Raw genomic sequence first — 22,981 nt, 5'->3', positions numbered from 1 at the left:
GCCCTGGATCAGGCTGTTGCCGCGCACGTTGCGCGATTCGGCCTGGGCCAGGTAAAGCACGGGCACGAGGACGGTCTGGCCGTCGATCACGCGGTTTTCCATCCACACGATGTCGTGGGTCAGGGCGCCGACTTGCTGGCCGGTGAGGGTGACGCCCAGGCTCAGGCGCAGGGCGTCTTTGCTGGCCAGCGCGTTGTCCATCAGGTAGCGGAACTGGTCGGCGTCGCTGTAGAGGCCGCCGGCGAGGAAGCGTTGGCCGGTTTGCGCGAGCACGGCGTCGCGGATCAGGCGGGTTTCGTACTGGCCGTCACCGAGGCGGCGCCAGGCGTTGTCGCCGGTGAAGCCGAGTTTGCCGAGCATGTAGTCGGAGCTGAAGAAGCCCGACAGCGAGGTGAACTCGGGGTTGGTCTCGATCAGATAACGGCTGGTCGGGTCGGGATTTTTGACGAACAGGCCGTATTCGCCCTTGGGCAGCTGGAAGTTCGGCGCGGTGGTGGGGTCGACCGCGGCGAAGGCGGTGCCGGTGTAGTCCACGGGCACGAAGCCGCCGCCGGGGGCGACGGCAGCCACTGGCAGTACGCTGCCGGCTGCCTGGGCGCTTGGGTCGTTGGCGTGTTTGCTCAGGTTGATGTTGATACCGCCGACCGGGATGCCGGTCTGGTCATCGCCCAGGCGTCCGGTGAGTTGGGCCAGGGTGTTGTCGTGCAGCGTGCCGTTTTGCAGGGTGCGGGTGACATTGAGGTTGACCGTGCCGCCAGCTTGTAAGGTGGCGTCGTAGCCGGGGCCGCTGTTGTCGGTCCAGGTGGTGACGTCGCTTATGTAGGCGAAAGGAAAGCTATTGGGTGAGCGGTTTTTCAGCTCTTCGAAGCGCGCCTTATCGAAATGCCCAGCCGCCGTGGCCGCATTGAAAGCGGGAACGTCGACATGTTGCATGCTTTCGAACAAATCGTCGGAAATGCGCCCTGGCGTGCTGACGACAATCTTGCGCTGCCCTGTGCGCGTGGCGGCGCCCTGGTTGAGCAGGTCACCGGCGGTGATACTCAGGTCGCCATTGGCAGCCATCAGGCTGTAGCGGTTCTGCACATTGTCGCCTTGCAGCAGCATGTTTTTGCCAGCCACCAGGCGCGCCGCCACCGAATCTTTGGTCGCCGCCTCAAGGTACGTCTCGTAGATGGTGATCAGGCCTTTTTCCCAGTTGTCTTTCTCGCCGCAGTGCTGGCCACAGACCCAACTCAAGCTGCCTGTGGTCAGCGTCTGACCGAGTTCGAACTCATCTTTGGCGTTTTCGATAAAGCCTGCATTGATGCCAATCGAGCCTTCGCTTTCCACGGTGCCGGAGCGGTTGCTGAACAGCACGGCAGGCCCGCCGTCCCGTGCGGCGAAGCTCAGGTTGCCTTTGCTGTAGACATCGCCATAGAGGTTGCTGAAACCATTGCTGCGCAGAGTCATGTCGCCGCCGCTGAACAACAGCGAATCGGCAGCGTTGGTGATGCCGTTGACGGCAGTGAGGTTCAGCGCACCCTGGGCACCGAGGGTGCCACGGTTGTTGATCTGTGTAGCGGCGATATTCAGCTGTTGGCGCGCGGTGAGGAAGCCGAGGTTGTCCAGAGTGCCGCTCAGGTTGAGCCGCGTATTGACGGCCGCCAGACGCCCGCCGCTCTGGCTGAGGTTATTGGCCGTCACCGTCAGGTTTTGCAGGGCCGAGACGCGGCCGCTGTTGGTGATGTCGCCACCGGTGGTGATGCTCAGGTCACCGTCGCTGAGCAGTTCGCCGCCGTTGTCCAGGCTGGCTACGTCAAGCACCAGGCCCTTGCCGCTGGCCAGACGGTCGCCCGCCTTGAGGGCCAGGCCCTGGGCACTTTTGTAGGTGAGCACTTCGTTGAGCTGCACGCTGCCCAAGCCGTCGACCTTGCCGAACGCCCAGTCGGCGGTGCCCATGCCGTTGATGCGGCCCAAGCTGCCGCTGAGGCTGGCGGTGTTGAGGTGGAACAGGCCCAGGCCCGCATGCTGCACCTGGCCGGACTGGTTGTTCAGGCTGGCGGCGTCGAGGCTGAAGGCGGTGCTGCCGAATTCAAGGGCGCCGTTCTGGTTGTTGACCGCGCCGCTGAGGTTGAGGCTGCTGCTCGCCCCGCCCAGCGCGCGCAATTGGCCGCCGGCGCTGTTGTCGAGGTTGCCGCCGACAAGGGTCAGGCCCTGGTTGGCTTCGATCAGGCCGCCACGGTTGGTCAGGGTGTCGCGTGAGGTCAGGGCGATCCGGTTGCCGCTGATCTGGCCGTTGCCACTGTTGTCGAGGGTGGCGCCGCTGACGGTCACCTTCTCTTTGCCGAACAACTTGCCGCCGCTGTTGACCAGCGTCTGGACCGTCAGTTGCAGGTCGCCCACCAGACTCGCCATCAGGCCGTCGCCGCTGTTATCGACCTTGGCGGCAGTCACGTTGAGCGTGTCGCCTTGCACCGTGCCGCCCTGGTTGTCGAGGGTTGCGGTGTTCAGTTCCGTCAGGGCGCCGCCGCTGAGGATCAGGCCTTTGCGGTTGCTCACGTCCTGGCCGTTGTAGCTCAGGCCCTGGTTGCCGGCCAGCAGTTGCCCGGCGTCGTTGTTCAGGTGTTGGGCGGCGATGTCCAGGCGCTTGCCGCGCAGGGTGCCGGCGTTGTTGTTGAGGGTGGTGAGTTGCTTGACCAGCACGCTGCGCTCGCCGGCATCGATGACGCCGTCGACATTGGTCAACAGGTCGCTGACATTGAAGGTGATATCGCCGCCATTGCTGACCAGCGCGCCCTTGCTGCTGTTGTTGAAGGTTTGAGAGGTCACCTCGACGCTGTTACCGAGCAGGATGCCGGCGCTGTTGTCCAGACGCTTGCCTTGCAGCTGCAGCAGGCCTTCACTCTGGATGCGGCCCTGGGCGTTGAGCAACTGGCCGGGGCCCTTGAGCAGCAGGCTCACGCCCTGGGCGCCACCAGCAAGGAGGCCGGCCGCGCGGTTGTCGAGGCCCGAGGCGCGCACGTCGAGTTGGTCACCCAGCACGCGACCGGCACGGTTGTCGATCTGCCCGCCACTCACATTCAGCAGCAGTTGCTTGCCGGTGATCACGCCGCTCTGGTTGTCCAGGTTCGCGGCACCCAGTTGCACGTTGCCCTGCCCGGCCTGCAAGCGGCCTTGGGCGTTGTTGAGCTGTTGCGCGACGGCGAGGGTGAGCGTGCCGGTGTTGGTGCTCAACACGCCATTGGCGTTGCTGCTGAGCGTGCCGGCCGTGAGGTTGAGGTCGGTAGCGGCCTGGGCAAAACCCTGGCTATTGTTGAAGGCGTTGGTGGCGTTGAGGTTAAGTACGCCGCTGTCGGCTTGCAGCAGGCCCTTGAGGCTGTTGTCGATGTTGCCGGCGTTTACCGTAAGCGCGTTGCCCAGCAACACGCCGTTCTGGTTGTTCAGGTTACCTGCGTTCACCGTCACCTGGCTGGCAACGATTTGCCCGCCGCTGTTGTTCAGCTCGGTGCTGTTGAGCGCCAGGCTGCCGCCGGACATTTCGATGCGGCCCTGGCGGTTGTCCAGGCTTGCACTGGTGAGCGTGGCGGCTTGGCCGTCGCCAAAGCGGATCAAACCGCCAAGGTTGACGATGGCCGGCGCGTCGACCACCAACGCCTGCTCGCCGAACAGACGCGCGGTGGCGCCCTGGTTGCTGAGGTTGGCGCTGCTGACGTTAACCGTCTTGGCCTGGATGATCGCGCCCTGGTTGGTCAGCGCCTGCGCGGCGGTGATCGCCAGTGCACGGCTGGCCAGGAGGTTGCCGCTGGTGTTGACGGTCTGCGCGTTGATCGTCAGATCGCCGCTGCTGTTGCGACTGTTGTCGGGGGCGACGCCGGCTTCGATGATACCGGCGTTGGTGAGGTTGTCCGCCGTAAGGTCGATGCGTTGGCCGGCGGCGATGCTCTTGCGGTTGACCAGGGCCTGGGCGCTGGTCACCTGCACGCTGCCGGTGGCGTAGACCTTGTCGGTGAGGTCGACCGTCTGCGCGGTGACCTTGACGTTACCGGTGGCGGCCGCCTGGGCCATGCTCAGTCGGCCGTTGGCGTCCAGTTGAATGTCGCCGCCGCTGGCGGCCAGGGTGCCGTCGAGCTTCACGCCCACGCCAGCTTCGGTGCCCACCAGTTTGATTGCGCCGGCGTACATGCCGCCCAGGGCCGACGAGTCGATCGCCAGCTCGGGCTTGGTGCTGCCGTCGTCGGCGCGCGGGGTGGCGTTCAGGGTCTTGGCGTCGACGTCGTTGCGCCCGGCAATCACGTTCAGTTCACGCGCGTTGATCTGCGCGTTGATTTTTGCCGTGCGGGTGATGATCTCGAAACGGTCGACATTGCTCGCGTTCAGGCCTTGGCCGTCGATGGTCACGGCGCCGCCGTCGACCTGGTAGCGCTGCAGTTGACCGTTTGCGTCGAGCACCGGCTTGCCGGTGGTGAGGGTCACGTTGGGCGTGTTGATAAAGCCGCAGCCGCTGCAGGTAACGCCGTACGGGTTGGCCACGATAACCTTGGCCGATTGCCCTGCCACTTCGGTGTAACCGCGCAACTGGCTGGGGCTGCCGCCGTTGACTTCGTTGAGGATGACGCTCGCCGCGCCGCCCTTGAGGTTCGGGTTGCCGACGATGAAGCCGCCCAATTGGGTATTGGTCACCGCGCCATTGGCGTTGTTGAGGATCACACCGTTGGGGCCGACGTTGTAGTCGCTGTAGCGGTTATGGGACAAGCCCGCGCCATTGGGCGTGGCGATGTTCACCACGGGCACGCCATTGCCCGCCTGGCCGACGGTGGTGCCGGGTGCGCTCACCACGATGCCTTCGGCCTGGGCCAGCAGCGGCTGCCAGAACAGCGCGTTGGCCAGGATCAGTGCCAGCCCGCGCTTGGGCAGGCCGAAGAACGCGTTTCGCGGCTTCAGGGCAGCAGAAGGTTGGCGGGCCAGGAAGGCAAATTGGCGAACATCCATTTTCGTAGTCTCGTTGCAGCGGGCATTAAGGACAAGCGGCAGTAACCGGCGCTGGGGGCTCGCTCATTACTGTCGACATGCGATCGTCAGGCTGGCTGGAGATAGAACGTCAGCTCTTATTTCCATATCGAAAATGCCACTACTTAGCCATCAGATCGACGAATAAGTTAGTACAAGGAAAGGGGGAAAAGTTCGCAGGGATGTGTGAATTGGATCCCACTTATCGGAATTTATGTGCGGGTTGGCTTGAATAGCGTCGACGCAGCCGGCGAGTGACTCTAAAAAACGCAAAAATGTGGTCTGACCCCTCCACTCTGTTTATCTCCCAAAGATGCACGAATCATGGAAGAACTCCATTCAAATTTTTGGAAGATAATATTTTTTACCGTGAGAAGTACGGGGGTTTGAAGAGGGTTTGGAGCACGGAATGTCCTTATTGGGTGCTTTTATTTGTTGGCGTGAAACTTTTGGAGGAGTGGAATGAGGGATTTATCGGAGAGATGCCATACATCTCTGATGTGCAGCCTTTATAAATGACAGGGCGGGAGTTAGCAAAATGGATGGCGGTAAATGCTAAGTAAGTGCCATTCAAATCTGTCCCCTTTTTTGGCGGTCCATACTTGTAGGCGCGAGGACGGGAATACGCTGCGCGGGATCGGTGATGTCATACACATGCTGCTCACAGCCCGCGCCGACGATCACAAACTCCACCAGGTAGACCTTCTGCTTCTGCGGCTTGAACGCCGAGCTCATAGGGCCGCAGGCGTAGACAATTTTTTCGGCGTAGCGGTAGTAGTTCGAGTCATACACCCGCGACTCGCCCAATACCTCGATTGTCTGCCCCGGATCAGCCAACACTTCCAACTGCGGGAAGCGCTTGACCGCCGCGCTGTTGGCAACCTCACTCATCTTGGCGATCCAGCCGAACACCTTGCCCCGGCCCGAATCTACCACCATGCCGAGGATCTCCGGCCGCTGATCGGAATCACCTCCGCGGCGCACCGAGAACTGCACAGGGTAGGTAAAACCGGTGGCCCGCATGATCACCTTGGCTTGCTCGGCATCGGCCACGACCTTGTTCTGCTGCAACTGCACGCCGTCTTTGAGCAGGCTAGACGACGAGTCGCGAACATTGGAGTGGCAGCTCGCGAGGATCAGGGCCGAGAGGATAAAGGCAACTTTTCTCATAAGGGTTTTCCGTGTAGATACATGGGCCATGCAAGGATCAAAAACTCAAAAAAAAAACGACCCCGTATCAAAACAGGGCGAAGCCGGCCAACGCCGCTCGCCACTCCGGGTCGGTTGGCGCCGACCGCGATACACTCAGCACTGCCGCATGACATGAAGCGCGGGGTGTACAACACGCCCTCGATCGTGACCGCTACCTTGTATCGGCCTCTGTCGTCCAACGGACAGCCGGTCAAGCGGTCGCGTTTACCCGCCCCACCGTCCAGGTACGCGTATGCCCCTCCTGTCAGCACGCGGGAAAAGCCACTTTCTGTCTCCATCGTCCAGGCATAAGACTTAGTGTTTTCCTTGAGGTAGCGATAACCTGCTGGTCCGCCTTCTCAAACATCTGCACAGAGGTCTTGCCACCTGGACCAATAGAGGCCCAGCTACCTCTCAGATAGGCAAATACAGCTTGCCCAAACCATAACTGAAGCATCAGCGCGCTAAAAAATGGCCTTGCATCGCCCCAAAATCGAAAAAAACAATTGAGTAATGCGGCGATAAGCAGCAATGCTCCCAATAAATACCTGTAGGTGTACAAGGCTGATTTCACTTGCTTGATGGCATGTTAGAGTCATCCTAACTAGCATAAAACGTCTACCAACCTCTGCGGCCCGTTACGAACTCCTTTACATACGCCCATCGACTGACTGTCCAGTAAACAGCCAAGACAATTGAAAGTGGCGCGCCGATCCAAAGATAAACCCAATCATCGGTTGTTTTTAGCAGGACGCCGATGAAACCGGAAACCAGAACAGCTATAAAAAAACTAATGCCATAAACAACGCCCAATAAGCCCACCGCTAAAATGAACATTCGAATAGGATTAATTCTTATCACGAGAGGCCTCCTCAATAGGCTTCCCAGTCAAGAAGTAGAACTGGTTATTATCAAATTTTCGCACCGTTAAACCGAACATTGATTTTGACCTATTCAAGCCGTCTGCAAGACCTAATTTCAAAGGTACCTTCACAAAACCGGCTCCCACTGAAAAAGCAAGATCGGCACCGCTATAGACCGTAGGTCCGTAACCTCCTGGGATAAGATCGCCAACCTGCGTACAGCTGTCACCCATTCGTTTGGCGACGTTTGAGTGATGGCATTCATCACTTAAGTAGAGAGTCCAAAAATGAATAGATACATGCCCCTGACAGGCCACGATTCAACCATCCCCGCGCTGCTGATCGACACACAAGCGCCCCTCGATGTTCTCTATGACGCCGCCGCGTACCGCATTCGTGCGGTGACTCAGTTTTTGGAGAACCTTGCGTTTCGGGAGGAGATCAGCAGTGATGCGATTGTGCTTCATGACTTTGCACTGTTGCTGGCCATTCCGCTGAGAGATGGATGTGATTTGCTGGATGTGATTGGGCGGAAGTTGAATTCACAAAGATTATAAATAAAAAATGGGCGGTTATTTTATGACCGCCTTGCTTAAAAAACGTCAAGCAGATAAAAATAAAAAACTAATTTTTAAAGAGTTTAATGTTCCAAACTTGCCCCACAGAAACTAAAACAAAAACGTTGTCTGCCCACGATCACCTAAAAATAGAGTTAGCGCCTATCTTTTTCCGGCAACCAGCCCTCTTCAATTCTCTGCACTAATAAAGTGTCATTCCATGATCCACGTATAGGTAACTTCCGCTGTTCTTCTGTAATTTCGCCAACTTTCCATTCTTTATCGCCGTTCCAAAACCACCAAGTATCGACACGCCCTGTTGAAGGGTCCACAACTCCTGCGCGGAAGGTTGGGGTCTCCTTGGAATGCCCTGGAACATTACAGCTTTTAGCTTTTTGAATGAGTCCTTGTTTCAGAGCTGCCGAGACAGGAAAAAAAATCCAGAAATTTGTTTTTTCCTCCACTAGGGCATTAACATTCGGTTCAGTCTTATACGTACCTGGTAAAACACGAATTAATGACCCCATAGGAGGGATTTTTTTCACAAACTGGAAATATGCTTTTCCATTCGTAGTTTCGATGGCAAATACATCTCCAACTTTCATAGCTATTTAAACCCCGGATATCCAATTGCTTTCAAAAGAGCGGTACCTCTAGAGAGAGACTGCGCATAAATCGGATTAGCCGTAGAAATGCTGTTGATCTTATTGATCAATGAGCCACCATTTTTATCTAAGCCGTTATATTCGATCAATACTTGCTCAACTGCCCTCGCATCACTGCGAGATATATTTTGAAGACCTGGTATCGCATCAATCTCAATACCTTTCTGGGACAAGTGTGCCGCTGACCTCGCTTCAATATTATCGGTGATGCCAACATATTGCACAGTACCCGCTTCCGCCGTCGAAGAATATACAGCGGTCTTACCTGAATTAGGCACCACATCTTTTGCACCGACGGCCAAATAAAAGCCATGCTAATTAACTTACTAAACTATCCACTCCACCTCAAAATCAACTAGCTGAGCCTGAAGCCCTGCCTCATGCTCGAACCAGTAGTCAAACCCTTCAACATCACTTTTCTTCAAGTAAAGATAATACCCGCCAGTGTCGCCATCACGGTCGTCCGCAACAAAAATTTCCCAGCCAGAATATTCGCCAGTGACAACAATACCCTTCCGAACGATAGACATATCCATATCCTAGTCCGCATAGGGAACATGATTGTTAGAAATATATTTTCCAGTCACAGGGTCTTTAACTCCGAAATGTACATGCGGAACTCCCGGAGCGTGTGCTCCTGATATAGATCCTGAGTCGATACGGAACTCCTTAGTGCCATCAGCGCTGTGAAACACACCAGAGCCGGGCTTACCGATTTCCCTGTACTCGGGACCGAGATATTTTTGCCCTGCCGATAGAGCCTCATCGGTTGTGAGCGTCATAGAGCTCGTGAAATTTTTCTTACCAGATAGAGTTTCATTGATCACTTGATCTACACGCTGCCCAGCACCTGCTTCCAGTTGAATCTGTTTTTCAGCATTAACAAAGGTTTTCCAGTTTTCAGTAGGACCAGCTAGTGGTGTGCGTGGAGTAGCTGTTGCTTTTGCCCCGTTTCAACCCAGCTACAGGACGTTGTTTCTCATTAAGTCACACACTAGAAAGCTTCCACAGTATCGCGTAAGGCAGCTCATCATCAACAATATCATGCAAGCGAAAATAATAAACAGCCAATGAGCATTCTAAGCCCTTATGAACAAATGCACCATCAGACATGACACGATAAGAGGCGTACTCCATAAACTTGTCAGAACCAAGAGAGCTAAGAGCATTTTTTATCTGACTATAGGTCCCCTCCGCTCCAACTGGAAGCAATTCAGGCGGCGGCCGGCATACGGCCATGTCATCATTTTCAACATCCCTGTAGTAGGCTCTTCTAAATGCAGGCTCACTGCAGGCCCAGTAGAGGGATAGCAAACGAAGTTTTTCCTCTCCCTCATCAGAAAAAGCGTCAGCTAAAAAATACTGATCGTCTGAAATTTTGTATGCACCGTCGTCCATAGCGATAACGCATTGCTTCCGTACATCAACGGCGTCCCCAACCTTTGACTTGCACAGCGATGACCATTCTTTCATCTTAAATACCTCACGCCTATTGTGGCCATTTGAATATTCGGCCTTCGACCCTGCCAGCCTTAAGCGCACTCTCTGCAGCTGCTTTGGCCGATCCCTCCGGCATATTTTTAACGGAGTTTATGATCTCTGACTGCCAGGCCTGTAACTTTGAATCTGGCAAGGAAGTCGGATAGCTTCCGCCAGGAGCACGATACTTGGCGTCCCAGACGATCACAGATCGCGATGATGGATCATACGTAATGTAATCTGCACCTGGAAGTGACACTTTCCCAGGTCCGGAAATTGGTGTTTGCCCCGATTCAATAGCCTGACTCCAGCCACGAGCCTCCCCAATTGCACCGTTTAACTCAGAATATGGGCTGCGTCCGTTATTAACCTTTGCAAGAACTTCTGGTTCGGCTTGATTTATTACTTTGGGACTCGTCTCCAAAACATTCCTTTCAACCAGCGTGCCTGCCTCTGAGTCAGTCAGCGCACTAGTTACATTGGGATTTTTAGAGACAGTCGCTTTTGCACCAGCAATTCTCCTTTCAGCCTCAGCCAGTACCGCAAGAGTACCCCCCTCCTTTGGCACTAGTCCATTTGGACCATTGAAGTACACCAGACCATCTGCGCCCAAGACTTCAAAGTTACCCGTGCGAGTGTTGATAATACGCTTCGCACCGTCAGCCAGCGCATTATCAAAGGAGACGAAATCAGCGCCTGCGGCTCCATCGACGCGGTACCACTCAGGTAATTTCACCTCGCCTGCTGGTGTTGAGACAACAATAAAACCTTTATCACCCGCCGATGCCGGCCCATAAATTGCGCCTTTACCCGTCACGGGTACATCAGCAAGTTCATCCAAAAGCTTGCCATCTGCAAACGCAAGCTTGCCCGCTTCTGCAGCTTTGGCTGTCTCTGCCCCTTTCCCTATCTGACGAACCCTCCCCAACGGTCCAAGGCCAGGTAAGCCAATCTGCACAACGTCTGCGCTAAGCTGGGCATTCTTCAAATACTGCTCGTAGGTATTGTTTTGCAGGCCAAAAACTAAGCTCTGCGCATCGCTCGTCATCCAGTTGTCCACCAAACCGGAAGACGGCTCTATGAAAGGATCAAGTAATTTGTTGGCCTCTTCCAACGAGTTGCTGCCAACCGCAATCTTGAACAAAGACCCCATACTCTGGAGCGTTCCCAGAAGACTCAGGCCCACCCCGACAGCAGCCCCCTTCCCTTCATCTCCTCCAGGAACTTTGCCTCGGTAATCGAGATTGTTTTTATAGAAGTCCACCAGCCCTAGACTTGGATCGTCCAAATAACCCAGATTGACGGAGCCGTCTTTGAAATCTCCGCCATGAGTGACGCCATAGTTTTTGAGCAAACTGAGCGTTTCTTCACCGTTATAAGCGCGGGAAGTCCCTTCGGGATAGAGCGCGCTGTTTTCATAAATAGCCCCCAACGGCGCCAGCGCTTCACCCAAGTGTTTGAGAGTTAGGGGGTCAAACTGACTCTCACCCGCTTTTTCGACCGTAGCATTCCACGTTTTATCGGTATAGGACGCCAGCGCCGCGGCCATGCGCCTTTCTGCCTCAGCAGGGGAAATTCCCGCTTCCGCCGCTAACTTATCGGCCTCTTTTTGTATTAAGCGCGCTTCCGTCGGGTGCGCTTGACGGTTGTATTGCTCGACGGCTGTCGCCGTACTCCCAGCAACTACCGCACCCGCAGTGGTGCCGCTACTGCCCACAGAGGCGCCTACACCGAGGGCGACCAACGCAGCCAACGTCTCTTGCTCCGATCCCCTGATACCATTTTTACCCAGCGCATCCGCGATGCTAGGCATCAAGGCCGCAGAAGCTCCCGCGCCCAACGCGCCGCTCTGCACATTGCCACTGGACAACCCAATAGCCGCCCCCGCCAACGCGTGCAACATCACACGTGCCGCACCGCCTTCAGCCCAAGCCGCCCGAGTGGCCGCATCCGACTTCGGATCAGTCGCACGCGACTGGGCATAATCGCCAATCTTGTTGAAGATATCGCTGGAGGCCGTGTTAGCGACAATACCCACCGTCGCTCCTACAGGCGCGCCACCCAGCCCTGCGGCGACTAGTCCGGACGCGATATCGGCCATTAAGCGTTTGTCGCCACCGACCTGCCAGCGCTGGGCTTCCGTATAAGCGGCATTCGCTGCGAGCACCGTTCCAGCGGCATCCGGCGAACCGGTTTCGGTCTGGGTTTTGGCTTTATCGGCCAGTGCTTTCGCTTCGTCCGCCTTCGCCTTGCCCACCGCACTGATCACCCCACTGGCCAACTGCGCCGAGCTTTGGATCAGGTCGATACGTTCCTGCATGGCCTTTTCATCAGGCCGGTCGAGCTTCTGATTGGCATTGGCCGTGTCGCGGTTCAGCCCCACCACATCATTGGCGCCTTCGGCATTGCGAACCACAATCGTGCCTTCGCTGACCGCGCTACGGGTGTAGCTATGGTCTTTCTCTTTGAGTGCTATCGGGATGCTGCCGCCCATAGACGCACCGCTGGTACTGCTGGAAGACACCGAAATACCGGCAGACTGGCTTTTGATTTCGCTGACATTCTTGATATCGCTGACAATCAGGCGGTCAGTGCTTAGGCGATTCTTATCAGCTGACGCCTCACTGGCAATCACCGCACCTTGCAGGGTGGTGGTCCTGCCGACATTGATGTCGTAGCCGCCTGTACCCGCATACAAACCGCTCTGATCGGTCACGCCCTTGTAGTCGCTGTTCATATTCGCGGCGGCAAGGTTCGCCGAGCCCGCGACGGTGGCACCGTAGCAGAACGGCGGGATGCAAATACTCGCGCCGAAGCCCGCGCTGCTCTGTTTGCTGCGCGACGACTCGACGTCCTGGAGGGAGATGATATTGAGGTTGCCGCCAATATCTGCCTTGATACGATCCGCACGAACCTGGGCGCCTCTGAGGGCGGTATCGCCACCGCTTTGTAACAACAGGCTGCCTGTATCGAGGGTGCTATTGACCTGAGTGACGGAGTTACCGTTGCCATTGTTCTTGGCACCCTGCGCTCCGAGGTCGAGGGTGAAGCCGTTTTGCTCGCCGATATTGAAGCTGGCGCCGATGGCGGTTTTATTTTTCGACCCTTCGTTTTTGCGGTCGGTGGTGTTTTGTGCGCTTTGCATCAACACATCGTTTTTGGCTAACAACAAGGTGTTGGCGGCTTTCAAGCTGCTGCCGGTGATCTGGATATCACCCTGAGTACCCACCGCCGCGCCCGTGGCAATGATCGACAAGTCTTGCCCTGCGTTGAGCGTGCTCTGCTTGGCGGTGACACTGTTGAATTCGCTGCTGTTCTTGCTGCGGTTATTGGCCAGTTCGGTGCCGATTTTGATCAGCGAACCGTTGCCGGGCGTGCCGCCGATTTTATTTTTGAAACCGGAGCTTTGCGCATTGGCGTCCGAAGCCTGGCCGTTCAGGTTGTAGGCGGCGAGGGCAGCCTGGGCGATTTTGACTGCCTTGAGGCGTGGGTCATCAGCACTACGGGCCGCTTTGACGGCATCGCGCATGCTGGTGGCGGTGTCCACCACCGAGCCCGCGATCACCCGCCCAACCGCCAAGCTCTTGGAACTGTCCTTACTGGTCTGACTGGCCGTCTCCATCCCCGAAGTAACGGTGACATCAGCCCCACTCAACTCCATGTTCTTGGTGCTCACCAGATCACTGGCCACCACCTTCAACTCACGCCCCGCTGTCAACGACACATTGCCCGCACTCGAGCCAATAGTGCTGCCGGTCAAGGTCATTTCGTTGGCCGTGCCATTGTGCTTCGAGCTGTTGATGTACAGCTTCTGGTTGCCGGTCATGTCGTCCAGACCGAGCTTGTTGCCGGTCAGCACGCCGGTGAGGTCGCGATTCTTCTCCTTGTGCATGTCGGTGCGGGCGAAGGTGTTTTGCGCCGCGTCAATGGTCAGGTCGCGCCCGGCCTGTACGGCGAGGTCGCCGGTGCTGACCAGGTTGGAACCGGTGACTGTGGCGTCGCGCTTGGCGGCGACGGTGACAGTTTCGCCGGAGACCATGCTGCCCAGGGCGGTGGTGCGTTTTTCGTCGACTTTGTCCTGAACCTTGCTCGACTTCAGGCCGCCCCAGCTGCTTTTGCTTTCCTTGCGTTCGTGACGGGCGCTGTCGGCGTTGCTGACGGCGAGGATGTTCACATCCTGGCCGGCCACCAGTTGCGTGGCGCCTTTTTCGGCGGTGACGGCGCTGCCGGCCAGCAGCAGGTTTTCACCGGCCACGGCGGTGCTGTTTTTGCCGGCGCTGACGAGGCTGCCGACGTTGTTCACGACGTCGGTTTCATCCAGGCGGAATTTCTTGCCCTGGGAGGTTTTCTTGGTCTTGCTGTAGAAGCTGTAGTCCTGGTTTTCAGCGGCTTTCAGGCTGAGATCCTTGCCGGCGACCAGATAGGCTTCATTGCCTGCGTTCACCTGGCTGGCCACCAATTGCAGGTTTTGTCCAGCGCTCAGGGTGGCGTCACCACCCGCTTTGAGCACGCTGGACACCTGCTGAACATGATCCTCTTGACTGGTCACCTTCTTGGAATTAAACGCCGAATGCTGTTCATTCGCCGCCGAAGCCAGGTTCACATTCCCCTTGGCCACCAACGCCAGATCACGCGTAGCATTCAACTGGCTGCCGATGGCGCTGATGTCCCGTGCCGCCACAATCTGGAAGTCCCGCCCGGCTTCTACCACGGTGCCGTACTGGGCCACGTTGCTGCTGCGTGAGTAGGTGCTGACGCTATTGGCGTTACGTTGCTCGGCGGTGACCAGGTTCACGTCGCGCCCCGCCTGGATGCGGGTGTCGGTACCGCTCTTGAGCACTCCGCCGGTGCTGTTGACGTCGCGACCGGCTTGCAGGGTCAGGCTGTTGGCGGCTTCGATGCGCGCGGCGTTGTCGACGAAGTCGGTGCGTTCGGTGCGGTAGCCGCTGCTGCTCTGGTGGCTGGTGACCGTGCGTTCGTTGAGTACATCGCCATTTACCGCAGCGGCGCTGACGTCGCGCCCGCTGATGATGCCGCCGGCACGGTTGGTGAGACTGTTGCCGGCCAGCAGGTCGAGACGGTTGCCCGCTGCAATGAGGCCACTGTTGACCATGTTGCGCCCGGCGCTGGCGGCCAGGTTTTGGGTGGCGCGCAGGGTGCCGACGTTGGTGAGGTCTGTGCCGCTCACCAAGCTCAGGTCGCTGCCGGTGATCAACGCGCCATTGGGCGCCAGGCGGTTGTTGGCCTGGGCCAGGTAGAGCACCGGCACCAGCACTTGCTGGCCGGCGACGGTGGCGTTTTCCATCCACACAATGTCATGGGTCAGGGCCGCGACTTGTTCGGCGGTGAGGCTTACACCTACCGACAAATTGAGCGCCTGACGGCTGCCGATGGCGTTGTCCATCAGGTACTTGAACATCGCCGTGTCACTGGTTTGGCCGTCGATGAAGCGCTGGCCGGTGCGGGCAATGACCGCTTGCTGGATCAGGCGCTGTTCATAGAGTCCGTCACCCAGACGTTTTTGTGCCTGGTCGGGGTCGTAGCCGAGTTTGGACAGCATGTAATCGGAACTGAGGAACTGGCCGAGATTGGTCAGTTGCGGGTTGGTTTCGATCAGGTATTTCTGTGGGTTGGAGACGAACTGGCTGTCGGGCAGGCCTTGCACGCGATTGATGGTTACACCGTCGGCCGAGGTGCCGGTGCCGGCTACCACTGGCCCGGAAACCGGGGCTCGGTCTACGCTGCCGCCGCCCAAGGTCCAGCCTTGCGGGCCGGTACTGGCCGGTGCGCTGGCGCTTTGGCCGCTGAGGCGGAACAGGCCGCCCTGGCCGCTGGGCAAGGTGAAACCGGGCAAGCTCAGCGGGTTGATCTGCTGCTGAGCCAGGTCCGGGGGCAATTGCGCGTTGAGGGTGACGCGGGTCGAGTAACCGTCGGCACCACTGGCGCCGGTCGCGTCGGTGGTGGTTTTTGCTCCCGCCCCGATGTAGGTGTAGCCCAGGCGCACCACGCTGTTGTCGATACCGGCTTGCGCCTTGACGTCCACCGCGCCGCCAGCCTGAATCACGGCGGCGTAACGCTGATCATCGCTGGCGATTTTGGTGACTTTGCCGAACTGGGTGCGCTCGCTCTCCATCATGCCGACAAAGTTGGCCACGGTGGCCTCAAGGCCGCCGAGGTCATTGGGGTTGTAACCGGCGCTTTTGTACCAGTATTTGTTGGTGAGTGCGGCGGCGGCATCGAACCAGCGTCCCGCGTGCTTGGTGCGCTCTGACGTGAAAAGACGATAGGTCTCGGTCTCGCCGGTTTCGATGCCGGTGTTGACCAGGTTGTTCAGGCGCGCGGTGAAGTTACCGCCGGCCGCGATCGAGCTGCTGCTGTTGAGCAGGTCGCCGCCCGCAAGGGTCATGTTACCGCCGGCGGTGATACTCGAACCGGCACTGGCGGCGGTCACTTCCAGTTTGTCGCGGGTCACCAACTCCCACACGTAGTTGCGCGGGGTGCCGCCTGCTTTGCAGTCACCGGCGTTGACGGACTCGATGCATCTACCTTCAGTGGCAGAGGCGGTATATACACCCGCATTGTTGACGGTCAGTACCGCACGTTCATTCTTGATTGTGGCAGCGGTGAGGGTCAGGTCACCATCACTTTGCATGCTCGACGATCTGTTGATAATGCTGTCGGCCAACCCGCCCTTGCCGTCGCGATCGACGCTCAGGTTGCCCATGCTGTAGAGGTCACCGTAGCTGTTGTTCAACGACGCCACGCGCAGGCTCATGTCGTCACCGCTGAAGATCAGGCCGTGGTCGTTGAGCAACGCGCCGGTGGTGACCGTGAGCGCTTGCCCACTGCCGAGAGTGGCGTAGTTGTTGAGCGCGCCCGCGTTGACCAGCAGATCAGTGGCCGAGGTCAGGCGACCGTGGTTGTTCAGGGTGCCGCTGAACGTTGCGCGGGTCACGCCGCCGCCGGCGATGCTGGCGGTGTCGCTCAAGTTGGCCTGGGCGGCAGTGAGGTTCAATTTGCCCAGGCTGCTGATGCGCCCGCTGCTGTTCAACGCGCCGCTTAACGTAAGGTCGAGGTCGCCGTCACTGGCGATCAGGCCGTGGGTGGACCAGTCGCCGCCGCTGCCGATAAACCGCCGGGCGCCGAGCAATTGGCCGGTTGTTGTCTGGTCGAGCGTGTTGACGTTGACCGTCAGTTGCCCGGCCTGGATGACGCTGCTGTTGATCCAGGTGTCCTGGACGATGGTCAGGTCGCCACGGGTGACCAGGCTGCCGCCCACATCGTTGAGATTGCGCGGCGCGATGCCGAAGGTGCCAGTGCCCACATGCAGCACATTGCCGCCGAGGTTCTGCAGGCGGTCGGCGTTTAGGGTCAGGTTGGTGTTAGCCGTTTCCAGCACGCCGTTGCGGTTGTCGAACAGCCCGCCAATGGCGAACTCAGTGGTACCGCTGTTGCCCAGTGCGCGCAGGCGACCGGTCTGGTTGTCCAGGCTGGCGGCGCCGACCTTGAGGGTGGATTCGCTTTCGATGATGCCCAGGCGGTTATTCAACGCGCCGCTGAGGTCAAGGTCGATCTGGCGGGCGGCAATCTGGCCATCGTTGTCGCCGCTGTTATCGAAATCATGGCCGACCACGCGCATCAGGCCTTTGGCATAGAGCCCGCCGTTGCGGTTGTCGAAGTTGCCGGTGGTCACCAGGCCGTCGCCGGCCTGGGCGGAAATGCGTCCGCCGTAGTTGTCTACGCCACCGGCCTGCAGGTCCAGAATCTGGCCCTGCATCACGCCGCCCTGACGATTGTTGGTGAGGTCATAGCCGTTGCGCAGCACACCCACCACTCGGGTCTGCAGCAAGGCCTGGAGGCTGGCAAGGGTGCCGCCCCGGTTGTCGAGGCTGGCCGCGCCGGCAGTGAGGTTGCCGGCCTGGGCGATCAGTTTGCCGCTCTGGTTGTCGACCGCATCGACCACATCGAGGGTCAGCGCGCCCTGGCTTTGCACCGAGCCTCTGGCGTTGTCGAGACGGTTGGCGCTGAGCGTAAGGTCAGCGTTCTGGCTGTAGATCAAGCCGTCGTTGCCGTTCTGTACCAGGCCGCTGGCGGTGATGCTCATGCGCTGGTTGGCCGCCAGCGTGCCGCGATTGCGGTTATCCAGGCCGCCGGTCAGCAGCGTCAACAGGCCTTGGCTGGCGAGCTGCCCGCCCTGGTTGTCGATCTGCGCGGCACGGCTGATCAGCAGCGGGCCAGCGCTGGCCAACTTGCCGTTGGTGTTGGTCAGGGTCGCCAGCAGGTCCAGGCGAGTGGCAGCGCCGCCGCTGATGGTGCCGGCAGTGTTGTCCAGGTTCTGCGCGGTCAGGTTCAAGGCCGTGTCACTGTCGATGGCACCACCGTTGGCGTTGTTCAGCAGCCCGGAGACGTTGAGGGTCTGTTCGACGGCGCTGGAAAGCACGCCTTTGTCGCTGTTATCCAGCTCGGCGGCGCTGACCGTCAGTGCTTTCTGGCTAACCAGCGCACCCGCGCCGCTGTTGAGCAGGCGGCCGGTGAGCGTGGCATTGAGGTCGCCGTAGCGGCTCGACAGGGTGCCGCCGTTGCGGTTGTCCAGGCTTGCGGCAGTAGCGCTCAGGCCTTGCCAGCCGGACATCAGCCCGTTCTGGTTGATCAGTGCGTCGGCGTTGAGCACCAGCAGGTTATTGCTGATCAGCTTGCCCGCGCTGTTGTCGAGCGTGCGACCACTGAGGGTCAGGGTCTGCGCGCTGGAGAGTTCGCCGCCCTGGTTATTCAAGTCGCGCAGGTGATTGATGCTCAGGTTGCCGGCGGTGGTGATCAGGCCACCTCTGTTGTTCAGGTCGCCGGTGGCACTGCCGAAGTCCACGGCAATCGCGCTGCCCAGCAATGAGCCGCCCTGGTTATCCAGGCTCGCGGTATTGATGCGCAGAAGGTTGGCCGCGTTGATCAGGCCCTGGGCCTGGTTGGTCAATGGGCCGCTCACGTTGAGCAGGGTGTCGCCACGGCTGGTAAGGGTGCCTCCGCTGTTATCCAGGCTGGCGGCAGTTACGTCCACCGCAGCGGCGGCAATCATGCCCTTGACGTTGGTCAGGGCCTGGCCGATGCGCAGGGCCAGGGTGGTGTTACCGAGCACCTTACCGCCGCTGTTGTCGAGGTTGTCGGCCGTGAGGGTGAACGCCTGGCTGCTGGAAATCTCGCCGCCCTGGTTATTGACGTCCTTGAGGTTGTTGAGCATCAACAACGGACCGTTGATCAGCCCGCCCTGGTTGTTGAATTGGCCGCGATTGAGTTCAAGGGTCAGGCCGCTCACGCTGGTCACCTGGCCGCCTTGCTGGTTGTTCAGGTCGCGAGTGTCGATGCGCAGCGCATCACGTGCGCTGAGGGTGCCTTGTTGGCTGTTGTCGACGCGTGCGCTGGTCAAGGTCAGGGCGCCATCCGTGACCAGGCGCCCGCCCTGGTTGTCCACCGCGTCACGGGCGACGATGCTCAGCGGGCCGGCGCTGGAGAGCGCACCACCACGATTGACCAGGGTGCCCGTGGTCACCGTGAGCAGCCCTTCGCTGCTGACCAGGCCTGCGACGTTGTTCAGGGTGGTCACCGTCAGGGTCGCAGTGTTCAGGCTGGAGATTTCGCCGCCGGTATTTTGCACAGTGCCCACGGTGGCAGTCAGTAGCCCGTTACTGGCGATCAATCCGCCCTGGCCGTTCTGCAGCGCGTCAGCGCTGATCGCCAGTGCGGTGTTGCCGAGGATTCGTCCGTTGTTGCGGTTATCGAGGGCAGCCGCCGTGACGCGGGTGCTTTGCCGGGCGCTGAGGGTGCCGCCCTGGTTGTTCAAGGCTTGGGTATCGACGCTCAAGCTGCGGCTGCCGATCACGCTGGCGCCATTGTTGTTGATGGTCTGGCCGCGCAGGCTGACGTCACCGCCGGTGTTGCGGGTGTTATCGGCGTTGACGCCGGCTTCGATGATGTCTGCGTTGGCCAGCGTCCCGCCGCTTGAGAGGGCAATGCGGTCGCGTGCGGCCACGCTTTTGCGACTGTTGAGATCGCCCTGGGTTTGCACTTCCAGCGCGGTACCGGCATACATCGGTCCCTGGGCGTCGAGGCTGGCGGCTTTGACATTGATTGCGCCGCTGGCGGCGGTCTGCGCCAGGCTCAAGCGCCCATTGGCATCGAGCTGGATATCGCCACCGCTGGCGGCCAGGGTGCCGTCTAGCTTCACGCCTACACCGGCTTCGGTGCCTACCAGTTTGATCGCGCCGGCATACATGCCGCCCAGGGCCGACGAGTCGATCGCCAGCTCGGGTTTGGCGCTGCCATCGTCGGCGCGGGTCGTGGTGTTCAGGCTTTGTGCATCGACGTCGTTACGGCCGGTGATCACGTTGAGTTGGCGGGCGTTGATTTGTGCGTTGATTTTGGCCGAGCGGGTGATGATGTCGAAGCGGTCGATGTTGCTGGCGTTCAAGCCTTCGCCGTCAATAGTCACGGCGCCGCCATCGACCTGGTAGCTTTTCAGCTGACCGGTCGGGTCGATGACGGGCTTGCCGGTGGTCAGGGTGACGTTGGGGGTGTTGATGAAGCCGCAACCGGCGCAGGTAATCCCGTAGGGGTTGGCGACGATAACTTTGGCCGACTGCCCCGCCACTTCGGTATAGCCGCGCAACTGACTGGCGCTGCCGCCATTGACTTCGTTGAGGATGACGCTGGCCGCGCCGCCCTTGAGGTTGGGGTTGCCGACGATGATCCCGCCCAGTTGGGTGTTTTGCAGCGCGCCGTTGGCGTTGTTGAGGATCACTCCGTTAGGGCCGACGTTATAGTCGTTGAACTGGTTATGGGACAGGCCCGCGCCGTTCGGCGTGGCGATGTTCACCACCGGCACGCCATTGCCCGCCGCGCCCACGGTAGTGCCCGGCGCACTGACCACAATGCCCTCGGCCTGGGCCAGCAGCGGCTGCCAGAACAGCGCGTTGGCGAGGATCAGCGCCAACCCGCGCTTGGGCAAACCGAAGAACGCGTTTCGCGGCTTCAGCGCGGCAGAAGGTTGGCGGGCCAAGAACGCAAATTGGCGAACGTCCATTTTTCAGTTTCTCGCTGCGGCGCAACGTTGAATTACAGGAAGAAATCCAGGCGGAAGTAGATCGGCGCTTCGCGCTCGGTGACTACGCCAGGCCTTTCCAGCGAGTGGGCAAAGGTCACGCTGGTGCTGACGTTTTTGCCACGGGCGAACAGCTCCAGGGAGTTGCTGGACACCCGGCCGTGGACGTCGCCGTTGTAGCGGTCGTTGGTGATCACGCCCTGGTCGTAGCCGACGCTGGCGCCGTATTCGGCAAAAGCCGGGCGCATCCAGTCGAGGGTCACGGGGCGCGCCCAGCGCACTTCGTTGCGCCAGTAACCGCCGCTGTCGCCGGTCAGCAGTTGGTCCTTGAAGCCGCGCACCGAGGCCGAGCCGCCGAGGCTCATGCGTTGCGGCGAGAACAGGATGTCTTCGCTGCGTTGGCCGGTGGCCAGGCTGCTGAAGCTGAACGACTCGCCCCACAGGCTGAACGGTTGCAGGTAGCTGACGGTGGCGGTGTATTTGCGGTAGCGCGAATTGGGCTGGCGCCGGCCAAGCGGGTCGCGTTCGTCCTGGGACTGGGCGTCGAACAGGCCGATGCCGTTTTGCATGCCCAGGTCCAGGTTGACGAACGCGGTGCCAATGCGCCGGCCGTGGTTGATGCCCAGTTGCAGTTCGCTGAGGCGGTTGCTGCTGGGCGCGGTGCGCACGTCGAGGATGTAGTTGTTGGTGCGCAGGTGCGCCAGGCCGACGTTGACCGAGGTCTTGCTCACGTCATCGCGGTGGATCACTCGTTCGGCGCGCAGTTGGTGGTTCTGGTTGTCGCCGTCCTGCTTAAACTTGAAGTTGTTGGTCACGCCGAAGGTGCGGTAGTCGCTCTCGCTGTAGGTGTAGCTGAAGTTCCACCAGCCCCACGGAACGTTGTAGTAGAGCATGGTATTCTTCGAGGTTTTCTGGTGGTCGCTGACCGCGTCGTGGCCGCCGCGCAGAATCAACTGATCGGCCAGGCCCAGCGGGCTGTCCCACTCCAGGCCTGCGCCCCATTGCTGCTCGCCGGTGCTCTTCTGGCCGTCGTTGTTACGCGACAGGCTGGCGCGCCAGGGCTTTTGCGGGGTGTTCTTGACCACCACGTCGCTGCCGCCGATCTGCTGGCCGGGGGTCAGTTCCATTTGCGCTTGTTTGGACGGCAGGCGGTTGAGCTGGTCCACCAGTTGCTCGACTTCGCGCAGGTTCAGCGGCTCGCCGAGTTTGCCGGGAAAGGCCATGGCCAGTTCGCGGTCGGTCACCGTGCTGCCTTCGGCACTTTTGAGCGCTTCGAGTTTGCCTTCGACCACCAGCACCTGCAGGTGGCCGCTGGAGAGGTCCTGTTGCGGCAGGTAGGCGCGGCTTGTGACGCGGCCTTTGGCGATGTAGTAGTCGGTGATGACCTTGAGCAGTTCATTAAGCTGCGACACGCCCAGGCATTGGCCCAGGTAGGGCTTGAGCAGCATGGCGCGGTCGCCGGCGGGCAGGCTGTCGGCGCCTTTGAGTTCGATGTCCGAAATCTGGAAGCAACGGCTGTCGGCCGGCGCGGCCGGGGTATCAGGCTTGGCTTCTTTACCGGGCAGGTCCTTGAGTTCCTGCAGGCGCCGCTGCTGTTCTTCGAGCAGGCGGTTCTGCCGGTCGCGGATCAGGTCCTGATCCCCTGGCGTGGGGGCGGCGAACGCGCTGTTCTGGCTCACACAAGTGAGCAGGAGGGTGCACAGCAACAACCGAATCCGTAGCGATAGGGACATGTTCGATCCGTCGAAAATCAAGGGTCGGCAAGCTACCATCGAAGCGGTGTCAATCCAATGAATGGGATTTGACGGCACGCGGCACCGGCAGAGTTGCAACCTCTTGATAAATAAAAATAAAAAACAATAAAAAGCGTAATCGTGCCGTGACTGAAACGATTATTCCGACAGACGGATACGCTTTTGATTATGAATCGGCTGATAACCAATGACTGCCACTAAATAGCCATTAGGAAATTTCCGAGCTAGGGCTTAGTACCGGAGGATGCCGATAAGTTCGCGAGGGGAGTGTGAATTGGATCGCATAAATGGCAATTGCAGAGGTAATTCAGCTGTGCAGATTACTGTGGGAGGGCTTTTTGTGGCGAGCGGGCTTGCCCCGCGTTGGGGTGCAAAGCGCCCCCAATCCAGCAAAACG

9 protein-coding genes are annotated in these 22,981 nt (G+C 59.3%); 1 reads left to right on the top strand and 8 read right to left on the bottom strand.

Translation table 11 applies throughout. The annotated features are described in order from the left end of the window. Both TU75_RS24845 and TU75_RS24840 read right to left on the bottom strand, forming a co-directional pair. Window positions 1-4,968, bottom strand: a 4,968-nt coding sequence (locus TU75_RS24845; protein WP_060550451.1) for a two-partner secretion domain-containing protein, incomplete at its 3' end; no start/stop codon positions are given. A gap of 588 nt (window positions 4,969-5,556) precedes the next feature. Then, a complete protein-coding gene (locus tag TU75_RS24840) occupies window positions 5,557-6,156 on the bottom strand; it encodes a hypothetical protein (protein WP_060550450.1) in 600 nt (199 codons plus the stop codon). A 1,183-nt stretch (window positions 6,157-7,339) separates the two neighbouring features. On the opposite strand from TU75_RS24840, the gene TU75_RS24825 reads away from it, so the two are divergent. Beyond that, window positions 7,340-7,597 (top strand): hypothetical protein, encoded by a 258-nt coding sequence (locus tag TU75_RS24825; RefSeq protein ID WP_048352710.1) that lies wholly within the window; start codon window positions 7,340-7,342, stop codon window positions 7,595-7,597. Between the two features lie 155 nt (window positions 7,598-7,752). Here TU75_RS24825 and TU75_RS27155 read toward each other — a convergent pair whose 3' ends face one another. The 6 genes from TU75_RS27155 to TU75_RS24805 all read right to left on the bottom strand — a co-directional run bounded on the left by TU75_RS27155 (window position 7,753) and on the right by TU75_RS24805 (window position 22,563). Next, window positions 7,753-8,202, bottom strand: coding sequence for a hypothetical protein (locus tag TU75_RS27155; protein ID WP_082630567.1), 450 nt, complete (start codon window positions 8,200-8,202; stop codon window positions 7,753-7,755). A gap of 2 nt (window positions 8,203-8,204) precedes the next feature. Then, window positions 8,205-8,564, bottom strand: a complete 360-nt coding sequence (locus TU75_RS27530; protein WP_141719179.1) for a GIY-YIG nuclease family protein — start codon at window positions 8,562-8,564, stop codon at window positions 8,205-8,207. A 24-nt stretch (window positions 8,565-8,588) separates the two neighbouring features. Next, window positions 8,589-8,798 (bottom strand): hypothetical protein, encoded by a 210-nt coding sequence (locus TU75_RS24820; RefSeq protein WP_197676831.1) that lies wholly within the window; start codon window positions 8,796-8,798, stop codon window positions 8,589-8,591. Between the two features lie 451 nt (window positions 8,799-9,249). Beyond that, window positions 9,250-9,735 carry a hypothetical protein gene (locus TU75_RS24815; RefSeq protein WP_060550446.1) on the bottom strand — a complete coding sequence of 162 codons (486 nt, stop codon included), beginning with the start codon at window positions 9,733-9,735 and terminating at the stop codon, window positions 9,250-9,252. 16 nt (window positions 9,736-9,751) lie between these two features. Then, the gene (locus TU75_RS24810) at window positions 9,752-20,812 is read right to left on the bottom strand and encodes a hemagglutinin repeat-containing protein (protein WP_060550445.1); all 11,061 of its coding nucleotides are present in this window, start codon (window positions 20,810-20,812) and stop codon (window positions 9,752-9,754) included. A gap of 32 nt (window positions 20,813-20,844) precedes the next feature. After that, on the bottom strand, window positions 20,845-22,563 hold the full coding sequence (locus TU75_RS24805) for a ShlB/FhaC/HecB family hemolysin secretion/activation protein (protein WP_041931552.1): 1,719 nt from the start codon (window positions 22,561-22,563) through the stop codon (window positions 20,845-20,847). Window positions 22,564-22,981 lie beyond the last annotated feature (418 nt).

The sequence above is a fragment of the Pseudomonas poae genome, from assembly GCF_001439785.1.
In the GTDB taxonomy this organism is placed as follows: Bacteria; Pseudomonadota; Gammaproteobacteria; order Pseudomonadales; family Pseudomonadaceae; genus Aquipseudomonas; species Aquipseudomonas poae.
The sequence above is the reverse complement of the archived record's forward strand: the minus strand, read 5'-3'. Positions and strand labels throughout refer to the sequence as shown.